The organism is Cupriavidus oxalaticus (genome assembly GCF_004768545.1).
In the GTDB taxonomy this organism is placed as follows: domain Bacteria; phylum Pseudomonadota; class Gammaproteobacteria; order Burkholderiales; family Burkholderiaceae; genus Cupriavidus; species Cupriavidus oxalaticus_A.
On the sequence record NZ_CP038635.1, the window covers coordinates 2,993,857 to 3,014,612 of the forward strand.

At 66.3% G+C, this 20,756-nt stretch carries 20 protein-coding genes; 5 read left to right on the forward strand and 15 right to left on the reverse strand.

The annotated features are described in order from the left end of the window. Nucleotides 1-111: 111 nt before the first annotated feature. The 5 genes from E0W60_RS24680 to purB form a co-directional block, all read right to left on the reverse strand. Nucleotides 112-1,428 (reverse strand): IS4 family transposase, encoded by a 1,317-nt coding sequence (locus tag E0W60_RS24680; RefSeq protein ID WP_135704128.1) that lies wholly within the window; start codon nt 1,426-1,428, stop codon nt 112-114. Between the two features lie 150 nt (nt 1,429-1,578). Then, the gene (locus E0W60_RS24685; protein WP_133092293.1) at nt 1,579-2,169 is read right to left on the reverse strand and encodes a YceI family protein; all 591 of its coding nucleotides are present in this window, start codon (nt 2,167-2,169) and stop codon (nt 1,579-1,581) included. Between the two features lie 86 nt (nt 2,170-2,255). Then, on the reverse strand, nt 2,256-2,837 hold the full coding sequence (locus E0W60_RS24690; RefSeq protein ID WP_133092294.1) for a YceI family protein: 582 nt from the start codon (nt 2,835-2,837) through the stop codon (nt 2,256-2,258). 71 nt (nt 2,838-2,908) lie between these two features. Next, complete coding sequence (locus tag E0W60_RS24695) at nt 2,909-3,463, reverse strand: cytochrome b (protein ID WP_135705904.1); 555 nt, start codon at nt 3,461-3,463, stop codon at nt 2,909-2,911. 289 nt (nt 3,464-3,752) lie between these two features. Next, nucleotides 3,753-5,129 carry an adenylosuccinate lyase gene (gene purB / locus E0W60_RS24700; RefSeq protein WP_133092296.1) on the reverse strand — a complete coding sequence of 459 codons (1,377 nt, stop codon included), beginning with the start codon at nt 5,127-5,129 and terminating at the stop codon, nt 3,753-3,755. 366 nt (nt 5,130-5,495) lie between these two features. Here purB and E0W60_RS24705 point away from each other — a divergent pair, with 366 nt between their 5' ends. Then, nucleotides 5,496-6,110, forward strand: a complete 615-nt coding sequence (locus E0W60_RS24705; protein WP_133092297.1) for a glutathione S-transferase family protein — start codon at nt 5,496-5,498, stop codon at nt 6,108-6,110. A gap of 67 nt (nt 6,111-6,177) precedes the next feature. Here the strand turns inward: E0W60_RS24705 and mnmA are convergent, their stop codons facing one another. From mnmA to E0W60_RS24720, 3 genes are read right to left on the reverse strand one after another with little or no spacing between them, the layout of a single operon-like run. Continuing rightward, complete coding sequence (gene mnmA / locus E0W60_RS24710) at nt 6,178-7,281, reverse strand: tRNA 2-thiouridine(34) synthase MnmA (RefSeq protein ID WP_276609598.1); 1,104 nt, start codon at nt 7,279-7,281, stop codon at nt 6,178-6,180. Then, the gene (locus E0W60_RS24715) at nt 7,278-7,769 is read right to left on the reverse strand and encodes an NUDIX hydrolase (protein ID WP_133092298.1); all 492 of its coding nucleotides are present in this window, start codon (nt 7,767-7,769) and stop codon (nt 7,278-7,280) included. Before E0W60_RS24715 ends, mnmA begins: the two co-directional genes overlap by 4 nt. After that, on the reverse strand, nt 7,759-8,058 hold the full coding sequence (locus E0W60_RS24720; protein ID WP_135705905.1) for a hypothetical protein: 300 nt from the start codon (nt 8,056-8,058) through the stop codon (nt 7,759-7,761). The genes E0W60_RS24715 and E0W60_RS24720 overlap by 11 nt, the downstream gene beginning before the upstream one ends. On the opposite strand from E0W60_RS24720, the gene E0W60_RS24725 reads away from it, so the two are divergent. The 4 genes from E0W60_RS24725 to E0W60_RS24740 all read left to right on the forward strand — a co-directional run bounded on the left by E0W60_RS24725 (nt 8,051) and on the right by E0W60_RS24740 (nt 12,381). After that, nucleotides 8,051-9,172 (forward strand): Re/Si-specific NAD(P)(+) transhydrogenase subunit alpha, encoded by a 1,122-nt coding sequence (locus E0W60_RS24725; RefSeq protein WP_133092300.1) that lies wholly within the window; start codon nt 8,051-8,053, stop codon nt 9,170-9,172. The two genes, E0W60_RS24720 and E0W60_RS24725, sit on opposite strands and share 8 nt — an antisense overlap. Before the next feature lie 188 nt (nt 9,173-9,360). Further along, a complete protein-coding gene (locus E0W60_RS24730) occupies nt 9,361-9,702 on the forward strand; it encodes an NAD(P) transhydrogenase subunit alpha (RefSeq protein WP_133092301.1) in 342 nt (113 codons plus the stop codon). Continuing rightward, complete coding sequence (locus E0W60_RS24735) at nt 9,702-11,180, forward strand: NAD(P)(+) transhydrogenase (Re/Si-specific) subunit beta (RefSeq protein ID WP_133092302.1); 1,479 nt, start codon at nt 9,702-9,704, stop codon at nt 11,178-11,180. The genes E0W60_RS24730 and E0W60_RS24735 overlap by 1 nt, the downstream gene beginning before the upstream one ends. Nucleotides 11,181-11,334: 154 nt before the next feature. Next, on the forward strand, nt 11,335-12,381 hold the full coding sequence (locus E0W60_RS24740) for a response regulator (RefSeq protein WP_135705906.1): 1,047 nt from the start codon (nt 11,335-11,337) through the stop codon (nt 12,379-12,381). Nucleotides 12,382-12,414: 33 nt separating this feature from the next. On the opposite strand, the gene E0W60_RS24745 is transcribed toward E0W60_RS24740, so the two are convergent. The 7 genes from E0W60_RS24745 to leuS form a co-directional block, all read right to left on the reverse strand. Then, nucleotides 12,415-13,668 carry a THUMP domain-containing class I SAM-dependent RNA methyltransferase gene (locus tag E0W60_RS24745; protein WP_135705907.1) on the reverse strand — a complete coding sequence of 418 codons (1,254 nt, stop codon included), beginning with the start codon at nt 13,666-13,668 and terminating at the stop codon, nt 12,415-12,417. Between the two features lie 64 nt (nt 13,669-13,732). Then, on the reverse strand, nt 13,733-14,338 hold the full coding sequence (locus E0W60_RS24750) for a 2-hydroxychromene-2-carboxylate isomerase (RefSeq protein WP_135705908.1): 606 nt from the start codon (nt 14,336-14,338) through the stop codon (nt 13,733-13,735). Nucleotides 14,339-14,372: 34 nt separating this feature from the next. Next, nucleotides 14,373-14,795, reverse strand: a complete 423-nt coding sequence (locus E0W60_RS24755) for a CopD family protein (RefSeq protein WP_063241672.1) — start codon at nt 14,793-14,795, stop codon at nt 14,373-14,375. A gap of 74 nt (nt 14,796-14,869) precedes the next feature. Further along, entirely contained in the window at nt 14,870-16,150 is a 1,281-nt protein-coding gene (locus tag E0W60_RS24760; protein ID WP_135705909.1) for a glutamate-5-semialdehyde dehydrogenase, read from the reverse strand. 183 nt (nt 16,151-16,333) lie between these two features. Further along, the gene (gene holA / locus E0W60_RS24770) at nt 16,334-17,392 is read right to left on the reverse strand and encodes a DNA polymerase III subunit delta (RefSeq protein ID WP_133092308.1); all 1,059 of its coding nucleotides are present in this window, start codon (nt 17,390-17,392) and stop codon (nt 16,334-16,336) included. Nucleotides 17,393-17,410: 18 nt separating this feature from the next. Beyond that, the gene (lptE, locus tag E0W60_RS24775) at nt 17,411-17,926 is read right to left on the reverse strand and encodes an LPS assembly lipoprotein LptE (RefSeq protein ID WP_116318117.1); all 516 of its coding nucleotides are present in this window, start codon (nt 17,924-17,926) and stop codon (nt 17,411-17,413) included. A gap of 40 nt (nt 17,927-17,966) precedes the next feature. Then, nucleotides 17,967-20,588 (reverse strand): leucine--tRNA ligase, encoded by a 2,622-nt coding sequence (gene leuS / locus E0W60_RS24780; protein ID WP_135705911.1) that lies wholly within the window; start codon nt 20,586-20,588, stop codon nt 17,967-17,969. Between the last annotated feature and the right edge of the window lie 168 nt (nt 20,589-20,756).

Consider the following 20,756-nt stretch of genomic DNA (forward strand, 5'->3'; position numbering starts at 1 on the left):
GTGGCAATTGCGGCGCGTACAACCAAGTGCCTTTCCGTCCCCTCTTGCGGCGGGATCGGCTACAGGATACCCAAAACCATGAAAAAAGGCCGGCGATCGCCGTAATGCCGTTCAGTTAAGGTCCTTTCTGAGGAACCGGACGGTGTAGCGCTTAGGCAGGGCTTTGACTTCACGGGGGCACTTACGCCCCCGTCGCTTTTGGACGATCGCCAACTGAAGTTTGGCGCGCATGCGCTGCAGGTGGGCCGGCAGCTTGCCTGGGGCCATGCCGGCTGCCCAGATCAACTCGCCCTGTATCAGGCGCAAGGCCAGCACAAAGCTCAAGTCGGTGGGCTCGGCGCGGGCCTCGAGCGCAGCCTTGGCCATCTCCAGACGCACCAGGTTGTACGCAATCAGTGCCCCCCAGATTTCCTGATGCACGCCCTCAGGCTGGCGGCTGCGCAAGGTCAGTTCGGCCCCGAGCATCGTCTGCTTCAGTTCCCGATAGCTGGTTTCGATTTCCCAACGGCGCTTGTAGCACCCAATGATGTCGGCTGCCTTGAAGCGCCGACGGTCTGTCAACGAGGTCAACAGGACGCGGTCTGAGTCCTCGTCCCGGATCGCGCGAGCTGTCCAAGTCTCTGGCAAGGCAGGATTCTTGCGGCGAGCCTGAGGCGAGACCTTCATCTGGACGATGCCATCGCCCTCGTTGCCTGAGAGCAACTCCCACTGCAGATTCTTCTTAGCGGGGATCAGGAAGTGGCGCTCGCTGCCGCCCATGCGCAAGCCCCACAGGATCTCTGCGGCCAGAAAGCCCTTGTCAAAGATCGTTAACGAATGATCCGGGATCCGCTCAATGAGCTCCTTGGCATAGAGCATCTCGTTGCGCCCATAGCAGCCAAAGGCGATATCGGCAACAAGATGGGTGGGAACAGCCGTGAGCGAGACCCCGCGGACTTGTGGATAGCTGGCGACCTTGCCGCTGGCGTAGCTCTGCGCGCCAAAGTGGAGGCGATTCTCAGGGCTATCGGCAGTGCGGAAGGTGGTCCCATCCATGGCGTAAAGCGCCAAGCCCTTCCATTTGTAGTGCGCAGCATCCTGAGCCACCCACGCCCGTGCGGTCTGCTCGAACAGCCACAACAGAGGCTTGTCTCCAAGCCGCTCGCGGGCTTGGGCGATCCCGCTCTTGCTGACACAGGCGTTGGCATCGTTGGGCAGTGCCAGGTCCAGCGTCTCCAGCACATCGGGAATCGATTGGTGCCGATAGAGCGCCAGCGCGATGACCAGCCAGACCACCTGCTCTGCTGGCAGTCGGCGCCGGCGAACGGACGCTGTCCCCGAGGCTGCCAGCGCTTGCTCAATCCAAGCCATCGGCAGGTGCTCGCTGAGCCGGGCAAAACTGGCCGGCTCACTAAGCTCAAGGGTGGCGTGGACTTGTTCCGATAGCATCGGAACGGCAAGTTAACAGCTCGACACCTTGTTTACAACCCCTGCAAAGAAAAATGCCGTTCAGACTTAACTGAACGGCATTACGGCGATCGCCGGCCTTTTGTCGCTTCATGTGAGCGGCCCCTGCGGAGCCAGCCCATGGGCGCGCTCTTACTCGGCGCGCACGCCTTCCACCTGGATGGCGAGCTTGACTTCGGGCTTGAAGCCCATCTTCACGCCGTAGTCCAGGCCGAAATCGGCGCGGTTGAACTCGCCCACGGCGTCGGCGCCGCAGGCTTCGCGCTTGAGCATCGGGTGCTGGATGCACTTGAACTCGCGGATTTCCAGCTTGACCGGCTTGGACACGCCGCGCAGCGTCAGCACGCCGTCGACTTCGGTCGGCACGTCGCCCTTGAACTTGCTGAACTTGCCCTTGTAGGTCGCCTCGGGGAAGGCTTCCACGTTGAACATGTCCGGGCCCTTGGCGTGCTGGTTCAGCTTGGCATTGCCGAAATCGATCGAGGACGGATCGATCTTGACCTCGACGGTACCGGCCTTGGCGGCACGATCCAGCGTGACGGTGCCGCTGGACTTGTCGAACTTGCCGCGCCACGTCGACAGGCCGCCCAGGTGGTCGGCCTCGAAGCTCGGGTAGGTATGGGTCGGATCGAGGTTGTACGTCACGGTATTGGCCGAAGCCACGCCGAAGGCGGCGGTTGCGGAAATGGCCGCGACGGCGGCAACGACGGAACGCAGTTTCATGGGATCTCCCGACAAAATCAGGTTAAACAGGTTAAGCGGAACGTTCTTGATTATTAACGTCCTGGTACGTCAGCGGATTGCCGGCCTTACTTCCTGGCCTGCACGATACGGAACTTGATCTGGACATCGTCGGCCACCACCGACGTGTCCTTCCACTCGCCGTCGCCGATATTGAAGACGGTGCGCTTGATCGGCAGCGCGCCCTCGAACACCTGGCTGGCGCCTTCCTGGCGGTAGGTGGCCGGCACCACCACGTCGACGGTCTTGCCCTTGATGGTCAGCTTGCCGGCGACGTCGTACTTGCCCGGCGTGCCGTTCTTGATGCTGGTGGACTGGAACACGGCCTTGGGGTACTTGGCCGCGTCGAACCAGTCCTTGCCCTTCACTTCCTTGGTGGTCTCGGCATCGCCGATCTCGAAGCTGGCGACGTCGATCTCGACCTTGGCCGACGAGGTGGCCAGCTTGGCGGGATCGAAACTGACCTGCGCGTCGAACTTCCTGAACTTGCCTTCCATCGGCACGCCGATCTGGCGCGCCACGGCGGTCACCGAGCTCTTGGCCGCGTCGACCTGGGCCCAGGCCAGGTTGGCGGCGATGCCGGCGGCGGCCAGCACGGCTGCCACGGTGGCGTTGAGGGCCAGCGAGCCGCGGCGGGAATGGCGATTCATCTTCAATGACTCCTGTCAGGTTCGGGGTTTGGCGCAAGGCGCCGCGGTAACGGTAATGTCAGCGCAGAAGTTCAGCGCAAGAACGGCAGCATCCGGCCCAGCGTGCCGTCGCGGTCGACGAACTGGTGCTTCACCGCCGCCGCCGCATGGACAACGACCACGGCGGCCATCAGATAGTTCAGCCAGGCATGCGCAAACTTGAGCACTTCCTTCAGTTCGTCGTTCTTCTCGATCAGCACCGGCATCTTCCACAGGCCGAGGTAGACCACCGGCACGCCAGCCGCCAAGCTGTAGAGATAGCCGCTGATGGGAACGATCACGATCAGCAGGTACAGCAGGTGATGCGCGCCGGCTGCGGCCCTGGCCTGCCACACGGGCGTGCCCGGCGCGACCGGCGGCGCCGCGTGCGTGGCGCGCCACAGCACGCGCAGCAGCGCCACGGCAAAGATCGTCACGCCCAGCCACTTGTGCCACGAATACAGCTTCAGCTTGGTCGGCGTCAGCCCCGGGATGCCGGTCATGTACAGGCCGAGCCCGAACGCGCCGAAGATCGCCAGGGCGACGATCCAGTGCAGCGCGATGGCGGTGGCACCGTAGCCGGCCGGGGCATTGGCGGTAGAACGCATCTGTTTCCTCTCGCCCGTGGTCATGGGCATTTCACAAATTTGGGGACGCACCCAGCAATTGGATCCGCCGGGCCGCTGAAGATTCTCGCATTATTGCGGCGGGAAGTGCGCCCATGCAGGACAGTCCTTCATTAAGTTATTCAAATGCTTTGAAGTGTCATTCTGCCGCATACGCCACAACGCCGCAGGCGGCCGGCCAGTTGGCGCAACCCGTTGCCACAAAAACAAAAAAGCCATCCTGCGGATGGCTTTTTCGGCTATGCCGACCCAGCGGCCGGCAAATGTGCCTTTAGATGCGCTCGGCCAGCGAAACCGCCTTGCCGATGTAGCTGCCGGGCGTCATGTCGAGCAGCAGCTTCTTGGCATCGTCCGGGATGGCCAGGCCGTTGATGAAGGTCTGCAGCGCCTCGCGCGAGATGCCCTTGCCGCGGGTCAGCTCCTTGAGCTGCTCGTACGGGTTGGGCACGCCGAAGCGGCGCATCACGGTCTGCACCGGCTCGGCCAGCACTTCCCAGCAATTGTCGAGGTCTTCGTCCAGGCGCTCGGGGTTGGTTTCCAGCTTGCCCAGGCCGCGCAGGCAGGCCTCGTAGGCCAGCAGGCTGTAGCCGAAGGCCACGCCGATGTTGCGCAGTACGGTCGAATCGGTCAGGTCGCGCTGCCAGCGCGACACCGGCAGCTTTTCCGACAGGTGGCGCAGCACCGCGTTGGCCAGGCCGACGTTGCCTTCCGAGTTCTCGAAATCGATCGGGTTGACCTTGTGCGGCATGGTCGACGAGCCGATTTCGCCGGCCTTCGTCTTCTGCTTGAAGTAGCCCAGCGAGATATAGCCCCAGATGTCGCGGTTCAGGTCGAGCAGGATGGTGTTGGCGCGGGCGACCGCGTCGAACAGCTCGGCCATGTAGTCGTGCGGCTCGATCTGGATGGTGTACGGGTTGAAGGCGAGGCCCAGGCGGGTCTCGATCACCTGCTTCGAGAACGCTTCCCAGTCGAACGCCGGATACGCCGACAGGTGCGCGTTGTAGTTGCCCACCGCGCCGTTCATCTTGCCCAGCAGCTCGACCTGCTCGATGCGCTGGATCGCGCGCGCCAGGCGCGCGGCCACGTTGGCCATTTCCTTGCCCAGCGTGGTCGGGCTGGCCGGCTGGCCGTGGGTGCGCGACAGCATCGGCTGGGTGGCATTGAGCCTGGCCAGCTCCACCAGGCGGGCGTGCACGCGCTTGAGCGCCGGCACGATGACACCGTCGCGGGCGCCCTTGAGCATCATGCCGTGCGAGGTGTTGTTGATGTCTTCCGAGGTGCAGGCGAAGTGGATGAACTCGCTGGCCGCTTCCAGTTCGGCATTGCCCTTGACCTGCTCCTTGAGCCAGTACTCGACGGCCTTCACGTCATGGTTGGTGACGGCTTCGATTTCCTTGATGCGGGCGGCATCGGCTTCGGAGAACTTGTCCACCAGCGCCAGCAGCGCGGCTTCGGAGGCGGCGGAGAACTTCGGCATGTCGGGCAGGCCGGTCTGGGCCAGCGCGATCAGCCAGTGCACCTCGACCTTGACGCGGTTGCGCATGAAGGCCGCCTCGGACAGCCATTCGCGCAGCGCGTCGGCCTTGGCGGCGTAGCGGCCATCGATCGGGGAAAGAGCGGTGAGCGGCGAAAGCGAAGAGGTGGTCATGCTGGAAACCGGGGAAAGGAAGGAAATAGGGGACGTACGGTGCGCGCCGCGGGGGCTGGCGCGAAATCAGCGTCGGATGGGCGGAGGCGCCTGAAGCGCCGGCAACAAGGGCGAAGCGCCCGATGCGCCGCACCGGCACCCGGCGCTGCGCAACGCGGGATTTTACCACCCCTGCCCCGGCTCCGGGGCAGCGGTCCAGTGCGCCCGCGGGGCATCGGTGCGCGACCCCGCATTCGTCCGGTACCGCAGGTATACTCGCGCACGCCGTTCCAGTAGCCTGTTATGAAGTGCATCGGGCAGCAGCGCACCCCGGCGCCGTTGCCACGCGGCAGGCGATGCACTTCATAACAAGCTCAAGGGGAGAACATGAAGCTGTATGCGTCCCATACCAGTCCCTACGCGCGCAAGGTGCGCGTGGTGATGGCGGAAAAGAAGATCGACTACCAGCTGGTTGAAGAGGACGTCTGGTCGCCGGAATCGAAGATCGTCCAGTACAACCCGCTGGGTAAGGTGCCTTGCCTGGTGATGGAAGACGGCAGTGCCATCTACGATTCGCGCGTGATCGTCGAGTATGTCGACACGCTGACGCCGGTCAGCCGGATGATCCCGCAGGGCGGGCGCGAGCGGCTGGAAGTGCGCTGCTGGGAAGCGCTGGCCGACGGCCTGCTCGACGCGGCCCTGCTGGCTCGCCTGGAAGTGACGCAGCGCGAGCCGCACGAGCGCAGCGAGCGCTGGGTCAAGCGCCAGCTCGGCAAGATCGACACGGCGCTGGCCGCCATGGCCCAGGGCCTGGCCGACCGCCCGTTCTGCACCGGCACGCACTATTCGCTGGCCGACGTCGCGGTAGGCTGCGCGCTGTCCTACCTGGATTTCCGCTTCCCCGACATCGCCTGGCGCGAGCGCCATCCCAATCTGGCGGCGCTGGAAGAAAAGCTGTCGAAGCGGCAGTCGTTCATCGATACCGCGCCGCCGCGCGGCTGAAACCCGCCTGCCTCAATAAAAAACACCCGCACGCAGTGGGTGTTTTTTATTCGGCCGACGGCAGCGCCTACTGGATGATGCCGCCGCCCAGGCACACCTCGCCGTCATACAGCACTGCCGACTGCCCCGGCGTGACGGCCCATTGCGCCTCGGCAAACCCCAGCTGCAGCGTGTCGCCGTCCGCCGCCTGCACGGTGCAGGCGGCATCGCTCTGGCGATAGCGGGTCTTGGCCGCCATCGCCGCGCCCGCCGCCGGTGCCTCGCCCGCCACCCACGACAAGTCCGACGCGGTCAGCACCGGCGTCAGCAGCCACGGGTGGTCGTGGCCCTGCACCACGTACAGCGTGTTATTCGCCATATCCTTGCGTGCCACGTACCAGGCATCGCCGTTGCCGTCGCGGCTGCCGCCCAGGCCAATGCCCTTGCGCTGGCCCAGCGTATAGAACGCCAGCCCGATATGCTCGCCCACGACCTTGCCCTCGGGCGTCTTCATCGGGCCCGGTTTGGTCGGCAGGTAGCGGTTCAGGAAATCGCGGAACGGCCGCTCGCCGATAAAGCAGATGCCCGTCGAGTCCTTCTTTTTCGCGTTCGGCAGGCCGATCTCGGCGGCGATCTCGCGCACGCGGGTCTTGGGGATCTCGCCCAGCGGGAACAGCGTGCGCGACAGCTGCGCCTGGTTCAGCCGGTGCAGGAAATAGCTCTGGTCCTTGGTGTGGTCGAGTGCCTTGAGCAGCTCGAAGCGCCCTGCCGCGTTCTGGCGCACGCGCGCGTAGTGGCCGGTGGCGATGGTCTCGGCGCCGAGCGTCATCGCATGGTCGAGGAAGGCCTTGAACTTGATCTCGGCATTGCACAGCACATCGGGGTTGGGCGTGCGGCCGGCCGAGTACTCGCGCAGGAAATCGGCAAAGACGCGGTCCTTGTACTCGGCGGCAAAGTTGACCGCCTCGACGTCGACGCCGATCAGGTCGGCCACCGACACCACGTCCAGCCAGTCCTGGCGCGTGGAGCAGTACTCGCTGTCGTCATCGTCTTCCCAGTTCTTCATGAACAGGCCGATGACCTCGTAGCCCTGCTGCTTGAGCAGCCACGCGGTCACTGACGAATCGACCCCGCCCGACATGCCCACGACCACGCGCTTCCCGTTCGCGCTTCCGTTGCCGTTCGCGCTCACAGCTGTGCTCCCATGGACAACGCCGAAGGGTGCGTGTACAGCGCGTCCAGCGCGAAGCGCTTGCCGGCCAGGTAGTCGTCGATGCAGGCCATCACCAGCGGCGAGCGGTGGCGTTCCGGGCAGGCGCGGATCTCGTCGGCGCTCATCCACACGGTGCGGACGATACCGGTGTCGAGCTGTCGGCCGGCGTCGAGCGAGCCCAGGTCGCCGGTAAAGGCAAAGCGCACGTATGTGACATCCGTACCGGTGCGCGACGACAGCGAGCGGCCCATGTAGCAGCCGAGCAACGCGCGCGGCTCGAAGGTGTGCGCGGTTTCTTCCAGGGTTTCGCGGATGACGGCGCGGATCAGGCTCTCGCCCGGATCCAGGTGGCCGGCCGGCTGGTTCAGGCGCAGCCCGTCCGCAGTTTCCTCTTCGACCAGCAGGAAACGTCCACCACGCTCGATCACGGCGGCAACGGTCACGCTGGCATTCCAATCACGTGGCATGATGCTCAATTTTTAGGCAATCTCGCATTCTACCGGTTGCCGGGCCATCGTGCAGCGCCATGGGCTTGCCGGCCGCCCAGCGCTGCGTAACTGTTCGGAACTGTCCGGAAATCCGGCACCGCAGTGCAGCAATAACCGACCGCGCGGTCACACCATAGCGCGTCAGATTGCTGTAAGCTGCGAAAAAATTGTGCGCTGCGGCCAAACCGGCACGGCGAGCAACGGGCCAGACGTCGGTCCGACCAACCAGATTACGACGCCAGCTAAAGGAGAAATCGACGATGTACATCGGCATCCCGCAGGAGACGCGGGCAGGCGAAACTCGCGTCGCCGCCACCCCCGAGACGGTCAAGAAATACGTCGCCCAGGGCCACAAGGTGGTCGTGCAGGCCGGCGCCGGCGTTCGCGCCAGCCAGCCCGACGGCGCGTATGAAGCGGTCGGCGCCACCATCGGCACCGCTGCCGAAGCGCTGGGGGCACAGCTGGTGCTCAAGGTGCGCGCGCCCGACGACGCGGAACTGGCACAGATGAAGCCGGGGGCCGTACTGGTGGGCATGCTCAATCCCTTCGATGCCGAGAACAACGCGCGCATGGCGGCAGCCAACGTGATCGCGTTCGCACTCGAGGCCGCGCCGCGCACCACGCGCGCGCAGAGCATGGACGTGCTGTCGTCGCAGGCCAACATCGCCGGCTACAAGGCCGTGCTGGTGGCCGCGCACCACTACCAGCGCTTCATGCCGATGCTGATGACCGCCGCCGGCACCGTCAAGGCCGCACGCGTGCTGATCCTGGGCGCCGGCGTCGCCGGCCTGCAGGCGATTGCCACCGCCAAGCGCCTGGGCGCGGTGATCGAAGCGTCCGACGTGCGCCCCGCGGTCAAGGAGCAGATCGAATCGCTCGGCGGCAAGTTCCTCGACGTGCCGTTCCTGACCGACGAAGAGCGCGAGATCGCGCAGGGCGTGGGCGGCTATGCGCGGCCGATGCCGCCGGACTGGATGAAGCGCCAGGCCGAGCTGGTGCACCAGCGCGCGATCCAGGCCGACATCGTCATCACCACCGCGCTGATCCCGGGCCGCAAGGCGCCGGTGCTGCTGCAGGAAGCGACCGTGCAGCAGATGAAGCCGGGCTCGGTGGTGGTCGACCTGGCCGCCGCGCAGGGCGGCAACTGCCCGCTGACGGTGGCCGACGAAGTGGTCGAGCGCCATGGCGTCACCCTCATCGGCCATACCAACCTGGCCAGCATGGTGGCGGCCGACGCCTCGGCGCTCTATGCGCGCAACGTGCTGGATTTCCTCAAGCTTGTCGTCGACAAGGATGGCCAGTTCACGCTCAACCTCGAAGACGACATCGTCGCCGCCTGCCTGATGTGCCGGGACGGCCAAGTCGTGCGCGAGGCTGCGTAATGCCCGCGGGCGCCGCGCGCGAGGAAATCAAGAAGGTTTGAGTCTGCGCCCCTCTCCCGCAAGCGGGAGAGGGGGCACGCAACGGTCTTCCAGAGCCACTGGCCCTTGACGTGCCCTGACCGTAATACTGCAAAGAACAACATAGCGACACGCAGCATCCCGGTTTCAAAGCAAAGGAGGAGAAGTCGATGGAGATGGTGAACCACACGGTGATCAACCTGATCATCTTCGTGCTGGCAATCTACGTGGGCTACCACGTGGTCTGGACGGTCACGCCAGCCCTGCATACGCCGCTGATGGCGGTAACCAACGCAATCTCGGCCATCATCATCGTCGGCGCGATGCTCGCCGCGGGCCTGACCGAAGGCGCCACGGGCCGCATCATGGGCACGCTGGCGGTGGCACTGGCCGCGGTCAACGTGTTCGGCGGCTTCCTGGTCACCCAGCGCATGCTGGAAATGTTCAAGAAGAAGGAGCCGAAGGCCAAGGCGGCCGAACCCAAGCAGGCACTGGCCAGGGAGGGCGCGTAATGGCAGCCGGCCTCGTCAGCATGAACCTCGTCACCCTGCTCTACCTGGTGGCCTCGGTCTGCTTTATCCAGGCGCTCAAGGGGCTGTCGCACCCGGCCTCGGCCCGCAAGGGCAATGCCTTCGGCATGATCGGCATGGCGATCGCGGTGGTCACCACGCTGGTCCTGATCATCAAGCTCAAGAATGAGTTCCTGGCGGCCGGCACGGCGCAGTCGTCGGTGGGCTCCGGCCTGGCGCTGATCTTCGGCGCGCTGGTGGTCGGCGGCGGCATCGGCGCCTACGTGGCGCGCAAGGTGCAGATGACCAAGATGCCCGAGCTGGTCGCGGCGATGCACTCGCTGATCGGTCTCGCGGCGGTGTTCATCGCGGTGGCCGCGGTGGCCGAGCCGGCCGCGTTTGGCATCACGCCGGCAGGCTCGCACCTGATCCCGCTGGGCAACCGCATCGAGCTCTTCATCGGCTGCTTCGTCGGCGCCATCACCTTCTCCGGTTCGGTGATCGCCTTCGGCAAGCTGGCCGGGCGCTACAAGTTCCGCCTGTTCCAGGGCGCGCCGGTGGTGTTCGCCGGCCAGCACTGGCTGAACCTGCTGCTGGCGGTGGCGATGGTCGGCTTCGGCGTGATCTTCTTCATGTCGCAGGACTGGCTGCCGTTCCTGATCATGCTGGCGATCGCGTTCGTGCTGGGCGTGCTGATCATCATCCCGATCGGCGGCGCCGACATGCCGGTGGTGGTGTCGATGTTGAACTCGTACTCGGGCTGGGCGGCGGCGGGCATCGGCTTCTCGCTGAACAACCCGATGCTGATCATCGCCGGCTCGCTGGTGGGCTCAAGCGGTGCCATCCTCTCGTACATCATGTGCCGCGCGATGAACCGCTCGTTCTTCAACGTGATCCTGGGCGGCTTCGGCGGCGATGCGTCGGCTGGCGCGTCCGCCGGCGCGCAGGCGCAGCGCAACGTGAAGTCCGGCTCGGCCGACGATGCCGCCTTCCTGATGGGCAACGCCGAGACCGTGATCATCGTCCCCGGCTATGGCCTGGCGGTGGCGCGCGCGCAGCACGCGCTGAAGGAACTGACCGAAAAGCTGGCCGAAAAGGGCGTGACCGTGAAGTACGCGATCCACCCGGTGGCGGGCCGCATGCCCGGCCACATGAACGTGCTGCTGGCCGAGGCCGAGGTGCCGTACGACCAGGTCTTCGAGATGGAAGACATCAACAGCGAGTTCGGCCAGGCCGACGTGGTGCTGGTGCTGGGCGCCAACGACGTGGTCAACCCGGCGGCCAAGACCGATCCCAAGTCGCCGATCGCCGGGATGCCGATCCTGGAGGCGTACAAGGCCAAGACCATCATCGTCAACAAGCGCTCGATGGCGGCCGGCTACGCCGGCCTGGACAACGAGCTGTTCTACATGGACAAGACCATGATGGTGTTCGGCGACGCCAAGAAGGTGGTCGAGGACATGTTCAAGGCGGTCGACTAAGACCGCCGTGCCCGCAGGCGGCCGGGCCGTCCCGGCCGCCTGCGGCGCCGTGCCTTGCAAGGCAGCCACGGCGCGCTATACTGGCCTGCGAATGCGCACGCCGGCTTGCCGAATGCGCCGAACCCCTGCCCGCCGGCCCCGACGCCAACGCATCATGACCTTCAACCCGCATGACCGGAACCTGTCGGTCTTCCATCACCCGGTCCTGACCGTCCTGGTCGACGACAGCAAATCGTTCATCGACAGCCTGGCCTTCCAGATGGATGCCTCGCGCGCGGTCATCACCTTTACCGATCCGCGTGAAGCACTGCAATGGATCCGCGAGGCCTATGCCACCCGCTTCCCCGGCTTCCTGCCGGTGCGGGTCACGCATGACGACCTGACCTTCCTGACCGAGCGCCGCACCGTCCAGCTCGACATCGACCGGATTTACCGCCAAATCCACGATGTCAACCGCTTCCTGCAGCCGGGCGTGATCGTGGTGGACTACTCGATGCCGCAAATGGACGGACTGGAGTTCTGCCAGGCGCTGCAGGACCTGCCGTGCAAGACCATCCTGCTGACCGGCACGGCTGACGAAAGCATCGCCGTGCAGGGCTTCAACCACGGGCTGATCGACCGCTACGTCAAGAAGCACGACAGCAATATGGTGGAGCGGCTGGACCAGGAAATCGAGGCCATGCAGCAGGCATACTTCGCCACGCTGTCGCGCACGCTGCGCGAGCTGCTGACGCGGCATTCGTTCTCGTTCCTGTCCGACCCGGCCATGACCGAGCGGGTGCGCCAGCTCACGGCGCGCTACGGCTTTGTCGAGTACTACCTGTACCCCAACCCGGCCGGCATCCTGCTGTTGACTGCGCAAGGCCACGCCACGCTGATGGTGATCGAGACCCGCGCCGGCCTTATGAGCCAGGTGGAATCGGCCGAAGCCTACGATGCGCCCGCCGCGCTGATCGAAGGCCTGCGCGAGGGCCGCCTGATACCGTTTTTCTGGCCGGGCAACGGCATGTACACGCCCGCCTGCATCGACTGGGAGCAATACTGCCTGCCGGCCGAGCGCTGCGAGGGCAACGAAGAGTTCTTCTACGCCCTGTTCGACCTGCCGCGCCACCTGCTGCAGGAGCCGGTGGTCAGCCTGCAGGGCTTCCTGGCCGATTTTTCGCGCCATTCCGAGGCCTTGACGGGGCGCAAGCGCCTCTGACACCGGCCGGGCACTGCCAGGACAGAGAGGCGCTCAGTCCGCCTGCGGCACCCGGTTGGTGCCGCGCACCATGTCAAAGCGGAACAGCCGGCATTCGATATTGCCGTTGTAGAGCGGCGTGCGGCGCGATTCTTTAAGCCGCAGCCGGCGCGGAAAGCCCAGGTCGCCGGTAAAGACCCACGCCTGCCAGCCCGCGAAGTTCTGCTTGAGCGTCGTGGCAAAGGCGTTGGCGAACTGGTTGGCGGCCGCCTCCTCCACCTCGTCGCGCGGCATCTCCTCCTCCGCCATGCGGCGCTGCCCGCGGACCGCGATGCGCTCGCCGTATGGCGGGTTCATCAGCAGCAGGCCCGGCTCGTCGTAGGGCGGCTGCACGAAGCGCGCATCGACCTGCTTGGTGCGCGCCTCGCCCGGCAGGCCGGCGCGCTGCCAGTTGGCCTGCGTGATGGCCAGCATGTCGGTTGAGATGTCCGATCCCACCACCTGCAGCTCATCCGCCGAGGCCAGCATGCGCGCGCGCTGGGCGTCGTCCTTGAGCTTCTGCCACGCCTTGCGGTCGACGCCCTTGAGCCATTCGAAGGCAAAGCTGCGGCTGCCGCCCGGGGCAATGCCCAGCGCCACCTGGGCGGCTTCGATCAGGAACGTGCCGCTGCCGCACATCGGGTCGTAGAACGGCCGGAAGGTCTGCCCAGGGACCCAGCCCGCCAGGCGCAGGATGCCGGCGGCCAGGTTTTCCTTCAGCGGCGCCTCGCCCTTCTCGGTGCGCCAGCCGCGCTTGAACAGGGGCTCGCCGGTGGTGTCCAGGTACAGCGTGCAGTCGCGCTCGGTCAGGTGGGCATAGACGCGCACATCCGGGCTGACGGTATCGACACTCGGGCGCGCGCCGAGGCGTTCGCGCATGGCGTCGCAGACGCCGTCCTTGACCCGCAGCGCGATGAAATTCAGGCTGCGCAGCGGCGACTTGTGCGCGGTGATATCGACGCGCAGCGATTCGTCCGGCGAGAACCACTGCTCCCAGCGCACGCCGCGCGCCAGGTTGTAGATGTCGTCCTCGTGCCGGTAGCCGCGCGCGGCCACGCGCAGCAGCACGCGGCTGGCAATGCGCGAATGCAGGTTGACCGCATAGGCTGCGGCCATCTCGCCGGAGAAATTGACCCCGCCCGGCACCTCCTGGTGCACCGTGAACGGCGCCAGCGCGGCCATGCCCGGCCGGGCGGCGATCTCGCGCAGTTCTTCGGCGAGGGCGCCCTCCAGGCCGCGCGGGCAAGGGGCAAAAAAGGCTTGGGTCATGGGTCAGGTTTCCTGCAAACAAAAACGTCCGCCGTAGCGGACGGGAGATATCCGATAGCTTAGTTCAAGCGGCGGCGAGCGCGCGCTCGAGGAAGTCGAGCCGGTCCTGGCCCCAGAACGGCTGGCCGTCGAACACATACCACGGCGCACCGAACACGCCGGCCGAGATCGCATCCTGCGTGTTCTGCGCGTAGGCCGCCTGGACCGACTGGGCCTCGCTGGCCTTGAGCAGGCCAGCGCCATCCAGGCCGGCCTCGTCGGCGATCTGCGCCAGCGTGGCGGCATCGGCGATATTGCGCTGCTGCGCCCACACCGCTGCGCCGATCGCGCCGGTCAGCTGCATCGCGCGCGCGGTGCCGTGCGCCAGTTGCGCCGCGATGATCAGCTTGCTGGCCGCGTCGCCGGAGACCGGGAAGAAGGTTGGCTCCAGGTTCAGCGGCAGGTCCAGGAATGCGCTCCAGCGCTTGAGCTCGACCAGCCGGTAAGCCTGGCGCTGCGGCGGGCGCTGCGCCAGCGGCAGTCCGCCGGAGACGGAGAATACCTTGCCCATGTCGCAGGGCTTCAGGTTCACCTGCACGCCGTGGCGTTCGGCCATGGCGGCAAAGCGCGCATGGCCCATGTAGACGAACGGCGATTGCGGCGTCAGGTAGTAGTCAACCAGCTTGCTCATCTCGATCTCGCAATTTGTGGAGCGGTCGCCCTGCTCAGAACGGCTTGACGACCACCAGGATCACCACAGCCAGCAGCACCAGCACCGGCAGCTCGTTGAACCAGCGATAAAACTTGTGCGAGCGCGTATTGCGCCCGCCTTCGAACTTGCGCAGCAGTACGCCGCAGCCGTGGTGGTAGCCGATCAGCACCAGCACCAGCGCCAGCTTGGCATGCATCCAGCCCTGCCCGGTGCCGCGGCCGATGCCGTAGCCCAGGTACAGCCACAGCCCGAACACCACCGCCGGCACCGCCAGCATGGTCATGAAGCGGAACAGCTTGCGCGCCATCAGCAGCAGGCGCTGGGTGCTGGCGGCGTCGGTCTCCATCGCCAGGTTGACGAAGATGCGCGGCAGGTAGAACAGGCCGGCGAACCACGAAACGACGAAGACGATATGCAGCGCTTTGACCCAGAGCATCGGCGGACAGACGTTGGCTTGCGGTTGTTATTGTTGTTGGCGGGCCGGCTTGAGGTCCGGCCTCAGGTCCAGCTTCAGGTCCGGATCTCGCCGTGCCCGAAGACCACGTACTTGAGCGAGGTCAGCCCTTCCAGCCCGACCGGGCCGCGTGCGTGCAGCTTGTCGTTGGAGATGCCGATCTCCGCGCCCAGGCCGTATTCGAAACCGTCGGCGAAGCGGGTCGAGGCGTTGATCATGACGCTGGCCGAATCGACCTCGCGGATAAAACGCATGCCCGCCGAGTAGTCCTCGGTGATGATCGAATCGGTGTGGTGCGATCCGTATTCGTTGATATGCGCGACGGCGTCATCCAGGCCGGCGACGGTCTTGATGGCGAGGATCGGGGCCAGGTATTCCAGGCGCCAGTCTTCCTCGGCGGCATCGACCAGGCCGCTGAAGCCGGCGGCTTCCAGCGTGGCGCGGGTGGCCGGGCAGACGCGCAGTTCGACGCCCTTCTCCTGGTAGATGCGGCACAGCGGCGGCAACGCGGTGGCGGCAATGTCCCGCGACACCAGCAGCGTTTCCATGGTGTTGCATGGCGCGTAGCGCTGGGTCTTGGCGTTGTCGCAGACGCGCACGGCCTTGTCCAGGTCGGCGGCGGCGTCGATGTAGACGTGGCAGATACCGTCCAGGTGCTTGATCATCGGCACGCGCGCTTCTTCCATCAGGCGCGCGATCAGGCTCTTGCCGCCGCGCGGCACGATCACGTCGACGAATTCGGTCATGGTGATCAGGCGGCCGACCGCGGCGCGGTCGGTGGTCTCGATCACCTGCACGGCTTCCGGCGGCAGGCCGGCGGCGGCCAGGCCCTCTGCCACCAGCGCGGCCAGCGCGGTGTTGGATTCAATCGCTTCGGATCCGCCTCGCAGGATGGTGGCGTTGCCCGACTTCAGGCACAGCGCCGCGGCATCGATGGTCACGTTGGGGCGCGACTCGTAGATGATGCCGATCACGCCCAGCGGCACGCGCATCTGGCCGACCTGGATGCCGGTCGGGCGGAACTTCATGTTTGAGATCTCGCCGATCGGGTCGGCCAGCGCGGCGATCTGCTCCAGGCCGGCGGCCATGGTGGCAATGGCCTTGTCCGACAGCGTCAGGCGGTCGACGAAGGCGGCATCCTGGCCGTTGGCGCGGGCACGTTCCACATCGCGCGCATTGACGGCCTTGAGCTTGTCGGCATCGCGGCGGATGGCGGCGGCAATGGTCAGCAGCGCCTGGTTCTTGTCCGCCGTGGAGGCACGCGCCATCGCGCGCGACGCCGCGCGGGCCTGGCGGCCGACGCGGTCCATGTATTGGTTGAGGTCGAGCTCGTTCATGTCAGTGGCCGGGGGAAGGCCGTCAGTGTGTGTTCCTCCCCTCTCCCGCGCGCGGGAGAGGGGTTGGGGGAGCGGGCCGGTGCATCAACGGGCGATATCGCAAGATTTCCCGCCTGCCTGCCCTCTCCCCCGGCCCCTCTCCCGCAAGCGGGAGAGGGGAGCAAACCCTCAGGGAAGCAAACCCTAGCGCGCAATCATCAGCGCCAGCTGCTGCAAACCGTCCCATGGCTCGGCCGGCAGCGGCGCGCCGCCCGGTGGCGGCAGGTCGTACAGGCCCTTGACCTGCCGGTCCAGCCGCGCCGCCAGTGCCAGCGCCGCTTCCAGCCGGGGCAGCTGGAGCCGCTGCGCGGCCTGTGGCACCAGCCGCTCGCGCGGTCCCCAGACGCGCAGTTCGCGCATCAGCACGCCCGCCGGCTTGCCGGCCGCAAGGCCTTGCCGGACCTTGGATAATACGCGAATTTCCTCAGTCAGCGCCCACAGCACCAGCACCGTCGCCTCGCCCTCGCCGCGCAGCCCTTCGAGCATGCGCACCAGGCGCGGCACGTCGCCCGACAGCATCGCCTCGGACAGCTTGAAAACGTCGTAGCGGGCCACGTTCAGCACCGCGTCGTGGACCTGGTCGAAGCTCAGTTCCCCCGGCGGGTACAGCAGGCCCAGCTTCTGGATTTCCTGGTGCGCCGCCAGCAGGTTGCCCTCGACCTTGTCGGCGACAAACTGCAGCGCGCGCCGCCCAGGCTCGCCGCCCTCGACGCGCTGCTGCTGCAGTGCCAGCCGTTCGCCGACCCAGGCCGGCAGCCGGGTGCGGTCCACCGTGTCGACCTTGATCGACACGCCGGCGCCTTCCAGCGCCTGGAACCACGCCGACTTGGAAGTGGCGAAATCCAGCCGCGGCAGCGTCACCAGCATCACCACGTCCGGCGACGGCTGCGCCGCCACCGCGCGCAGCGCCTCGCCGCCGTCCTTGCCGGGCTTGCCCGAAGGGATGCGCAGCTCGACGATCTTGCGGTCGCCGAACAGCGACATCGACTGCTGCGCCTCGACCAGCTGGCCCCAGTGGAAGCCGCGCTCGGCCACCAGCACCTCGCGCTCGGAAAACCCCGCTTCGCGCGCCGTGGCGCGCAGGCGATCCACGGCCTCCAGCACCAGCAGGTGCTCGTCACCGTGCACCACATACAGCGGCGCCAGGCCGCGGGCCCTGGCCTGCTTCAGGTGCGCGTCGAGCCCGTCGAGCTTGAGTTGCATGCCGTCACTCTGCCCTGCTCAGATGGCCTTGACCGCGGCCAGCCGGCGCATCAGCTGCTGCACGATGTCGCGCTGCATGTCGCGGTACAGCTGCTGCTCTTCGTAGTCCTTGGCCAGCGTGTTGGCTTCGTTGTAGGTCAGGTCGCGCGTCAGCACCAGCTGCGACGGCGCGATCAGTTCCTTGCCGGCGGCATCGCGCAGGCGGAAGGTGAAGCGCTGCGTCAGGCGGTATTCGCGCACCACGCCCTCGGTCGTGATCGACAGGATGGACTTGGTGCGGGTGTCCTGTAGCACGTCCAGCAGCGCGTCGGCCTCTTTCTGGTCGGCCACCACCTGGGTGTCGGAGCCGCCGCGGATGGCGCGGCGCAGGTCCGCGCCCATCAGCGAGTTGGGCGGGATCCCGATATAGAGCCGCTTGAACGCGAAGTCCGAATTGCCGCGCATGTGGAAGCCGCAGCCGGCCAGCAGGCCCGTTGCCGGCACCGCCAGCATCGCCGCGAGCGCCTTGCGGCGGCCCATGTTCAGTCGCTTCATTCTTGGCGATTCCTCAGTCAGGTTCCGGGCCGCTGACCCGTTACAGCACCACGTTCACCAGCCGGCCCGGCACCACCACGATCTTCTTCGGCGCCTTGCCTTCGGCAAACTTGGCCACGGTCTCGCAGCCGGCGGCGGCCGCCTCGATCGCGGCGCGGTCGGCGCTGGCCGGCACGGTAATGCTGCCGCGCACCTTGCCGTTGATCTGCAGCACCAGTTCGATCTCGCTGCGCACCAGCGCGGCTTCGTCGACCTGCGGCCACGGGGCGTCGAGCAGGTCGCCGGCTTCGGCGGCGAAGCCCAGCTGTTCCCAGAGGCCGTGGGTGATGTGCGGCACCACCGGGTACAGCACGCGCAGCAGGATGCCGAAGCACTCGCGGCGCGCGGCCGGCGAAGCGGTCTTGGCGTCTTCCAGCGCGTTCAGCATCTTCATCGTGGCCGAGACCACGGTGTTGTACTGGATGCGCTGGTAGTCGTAGTTGGCTTGCCTGAGCACGCCGTGGATCTCGCGGCGCAGCTCGGCGTCATCGGCCGTGATCGCACTGCCGGCGCCATCGCGCAACGCGGCGGCGTTGGCGTAGCCGTAGTTCCACACACGGCGCAGGAAGCGCGAGGCGCCCTCCACGCCCGAGCCGCTCCACTCCAGCTGCTGCTCGGGCGGCGCGGCGAACATCACGAACAGGCGCGCGGTGTCGGCGCCGTACTGGTCGATCAGCGCCTGCGGGTCGATGCCGTTGTTCTTGGACTTCGACATCTTCTCGATGCCGCCGATCACCACCGGCTGGCCGTCGGCCTTCAGCGCAGCGCCAACCGGGCGGCCGCGCTCGTCGGTCTGCACGTCGACGTCGGCCGGGTTGTACCAGTGCTTCTTGCCCGAGGCGTCTTCGCGGTAGAAGGTCTCGTTCAGCACCATGCCCTGCGTCAGCAGGTTGGTGAACGGCTCGTCGAACTTGACCAGGCCCAGGTCGCGCATGACCTTGGTCCAGAAGCGCGCGTACAGCAGGTGCAGGATCGCGTGCTCGATGCCGCCGATGTACTGGTCCATCGGCATCCAGTAGTCGTTGCGGGCATCGACCATGGTGGCCGCGTCCGGGCAGGTATAGCGCATGTAGTACCAGCACGAATCGATGAAGGTATCCATCGTGTCGGTCTCGCGGCGCGCGGGCTTGCCGCACGACGGACAGGTGCACTGCAGGAAGCGCGGGTCCTTGGCCAGCGGGTTGCCGGTGCCGTCCGGCACCAGGTCTTCGGGCAGCACCACCGGCAGGTCCTGTTCAGGCACCGGCACCACGCCGCAGCTGTCGCAGTGGATCAGCGGGATCGGCGTGCCCCAGTAGCGCTGGCGCGAGATGCCCCAGTCGCGCAGGCGCCAGGTGGTCTTCTTCTCGCCAAGGCCCATCGCGCCCAGGTCGGCGGCGATGGCTTCCACCGCGGCCTGGTAGCCGAGGCCGTCATACTTGCCGCTGTGGACGCAGGTGCCGTTTTCCTTGTCGCCGTACCATTCCTGCCAGGCTTCGGTCGAGTACGGCTGGCCCTTCACGTCGATCACCTGCTTGATCGGCAGGCTGTACTTGTTGGCGAAGGCGAAGTCGCGCTCATCGTGCGCGGGCACGCCCATCACGGCGCCGTCGCCGTAGCTCATCAGCACGTAGTTGCCGACCCACACATCGACCTTGTCGCCGGTCAGCGGGTGCGTGACCTGCAGCCCGGTCGGCATGCCCTTCTTCTCCATGGTCGCCATGTCGGCTTCCATGACCGAGCCGTGCTTGCATTCGTCGATGAAGGCAGCCAGTTCGGGGTTGTTCAGCGCGGCGTGCGTGGCCAGCGGGTGCTCGGCGGCGACCGCGCAGAAGGTCACGCCCATGATGGTGTCGGCGCGCGTGGTGAAGACGTAGAGCTTGCCGTCGTTGATCGGCTTGCCGTCCTCGCCCGGGATGTCATGCGTGAAGGCGAAGCGCACGCCCACGCTCTTGCCGATCCAGTTCTGCTGCATTACCTTGACGCGCTCGGGCCAGCCCAGGCCGTCGAGGTCGCCCAGCAGCTCCTCCGCATACTCGGTGATGCGCAGGTAGTACATCGGGATCTCGCGCTTTTCCACCACCGCGCCCGAGCGCCAGCCGCGGCCGTCGATGACCTGCTCGTTGGCCAGCACAGTCTGGTCGACCGGGTCCCAGTTGACGGTTCCGGTCTTGCGGTAGGCGATGCCCTTTTCCAGCATCTTCAGGAACAGCCACTGATTCCAGCGGTAGTAGTCCGGGCTGCAGGTGGCGACCTCGCGCGACCAGTCGATGGCCAGGCCCATCGACTGCATCTGCTTCTTCATGTAAGCGATGTTGTCGTAGGTCCAGGCGGCCGGCGCCACGCCGTTGTTCAGCGCGGCGTTTTCCGCCGGCATGCCGAAGGCGTCCCAGCCCATCGGCATCAGCACGTTGTTGCCGTTCATGCGCAGGTAGCGCGCCATCACATCGTTGATGGTGTAGTTGCGCACGTGGCCCATGTGCAGCTTGCCCGACGGGTATGGCAGCATCGAGCAGGCGTAGAACTTGGCCTTTTCCTTGCCGTCGGGGCCCGCTGCATGCTCCGACACGCGGTAGGCGTCGATGGCTTGCCAGTGCTGCTGGGCGGCTTGTTCAACGGCGGAAGGAAGGTATTTGTCTTGCATGGTCGGGACAGCAGTCAGGGCAACGATCAGGGCAGCGCCTGCGCGGCATCTGGCCTGCCGGCAGCCGGGGAAGCGTTGGAATGTGGGCGGCGGGCGCCCGTCTGGGGCGCCCGTCCGGCGAGCAATGCTAAAGCAATCGATTATAACCGTGGCGCCGGCGCTGGCCGC

What these genes read in the sequence shown, in the direction of transcription:
- E0W60_RS24755 (WP_063241672.1), bottom strand. Translation starts at nt 14,795, where the DNA reads ATGCTCTGGGTCAAAGCGCTGCATATCGTCTTCGTCGTTTCGTGGTTC.
- purB (WP_133092296.1), bottom strand. Translation starts at nt 5,129, where the DNA reads ATGACCACCTCTTCGCTTTCGCCGCTCACCGCTCTTTCCCCGATCGAT.
- E0W60_RS24685 (WP_133092293.1), bottom strand. Translation starts at nt 2,169, where the DNA reads ATGAAACTGCGTTCCGTCGTTGCCGCCGTCGCGGCCATTTCCGCAACC.
- leuS (WP_135705911.1), bottom strand. Translation starts at nt 20,588, where the DNA reads ATGCAAGACAAATACCTTCCTTCCGCCGTTGAACAAGCCGCCCAGCAG.
- E0W60_RS24720 (WP_135705905.1), bottom strand. Translation starts at nt 8,058, where the DNA reads ATGTACATCGTCGATTTCTCCTTTAGCTGGCGTCGTAATCTGGTTGGT.
- E0W60_RS24705 (WP_133092297.1), top strand. Translation starts at nt 5,496, where the DNA reads ATGAAGCTGTATGCGTCCCATACCAGTCCCTACGCGCGCAAGGTGCGC.
- E0W60_RS24680 (WP_135704128.1), bottom strand. Translation starts at nt 1,428, where the DNA reads ATGCTATCGGAACAAGTCCACGCCACCCTTGAGCTTAGTGAGCCGGCC.
- E0W60_RS24690 (WP_133092294.1), bottom strand. Translation starts at nt 2,837, where the DNA reads ATGAATCGCCATTCCCGCCGCGGCTCGCTGGCCCTCAACGCCACCGTG.
- E0W60_RS24715 (WP_133092298.1), bottom strand. Translation starts at nt 7,769, where the DNA reads ATGCCACGTGATTGGAATGCCAGCGTGACCGTTGCCGCCGTGATCGAG.
- E0W60_RS24740 (WP_135705906.1), top strand. Translation starts at nt 11,335, where the DNA reads ATGACCTTCAACCCGCATGACCGGAACCTGTCGGTCTTCCATCACCCG.
- E0W60_RS24725 (WP_133092300.1), top strand. Translation starts at nt 8,051, where the DNA reads ATGTACATCGGCATCCCGCAGGAGACGCGGGCAGGCGAAACTCGCGTC.
- E0W60_RS24735 (WP_133092302.1), top strand. Translation starts at nt 9,702, where the DNA reads ATGGCAGCCGGCCTCGTCAGCATGAACCTCGTCACCCTGCTCTACCTG.
- holA (WP_133092308.1), bottom strand. Translation starts at nt 17,392, where the DNA reads ATGCAACTCAAGCTCGACGGGCTCGACGCGCACCTGAAGCAGGCCAGG.
- E0W60_RS24760 (WP_135705909.1), bottom strand. Translation starts at nt 16,150, where the DNA reads ATGAACGAGCTCGACCTCAACCAATACATGGACCGCGTCGGCCGCCAG.
- lptE (WP_116318117.1), bottom strand. Translation starts at nt 17,926, where the DNA reads ATGAAGCGACTGAACATGGGCCGCCGCAAGGCGCTCGCGGCGATGCTG.
- E0W60_RS24730 (WP_133092301.1), top strand. Translation starts at nt 9,361, where the DNA reads ATGGAGATGGTGAACCACACGGTGATCAACCTGATCATCTTCGTGCTG.
- E0W60_RS24750 (WP_135705908.1), bottom strand. Translation starts at nt 14,338, where the DNA reads ATGAGCAAGCTGGTTGACTACTACCTGACGCCGCAATCGCCGTTCGTC.
- E0W60_RS24745 (WP_135705907.1), bottom strand. Translation starts at nt 13,668, where the DNA reads ATGACCCAAGCCTTTTTTGCCCCTTGCCCGCGCGGCCTGGAGGGCGCC.
- E0W60_RS24695 (WP_135705904.1), bottom strand. Translation starts at nt 3,463, where the DNA reads ATGCGTTCTACCGCCAATGCCCCGGCCGGCTACGGTGCCACCGCCATC.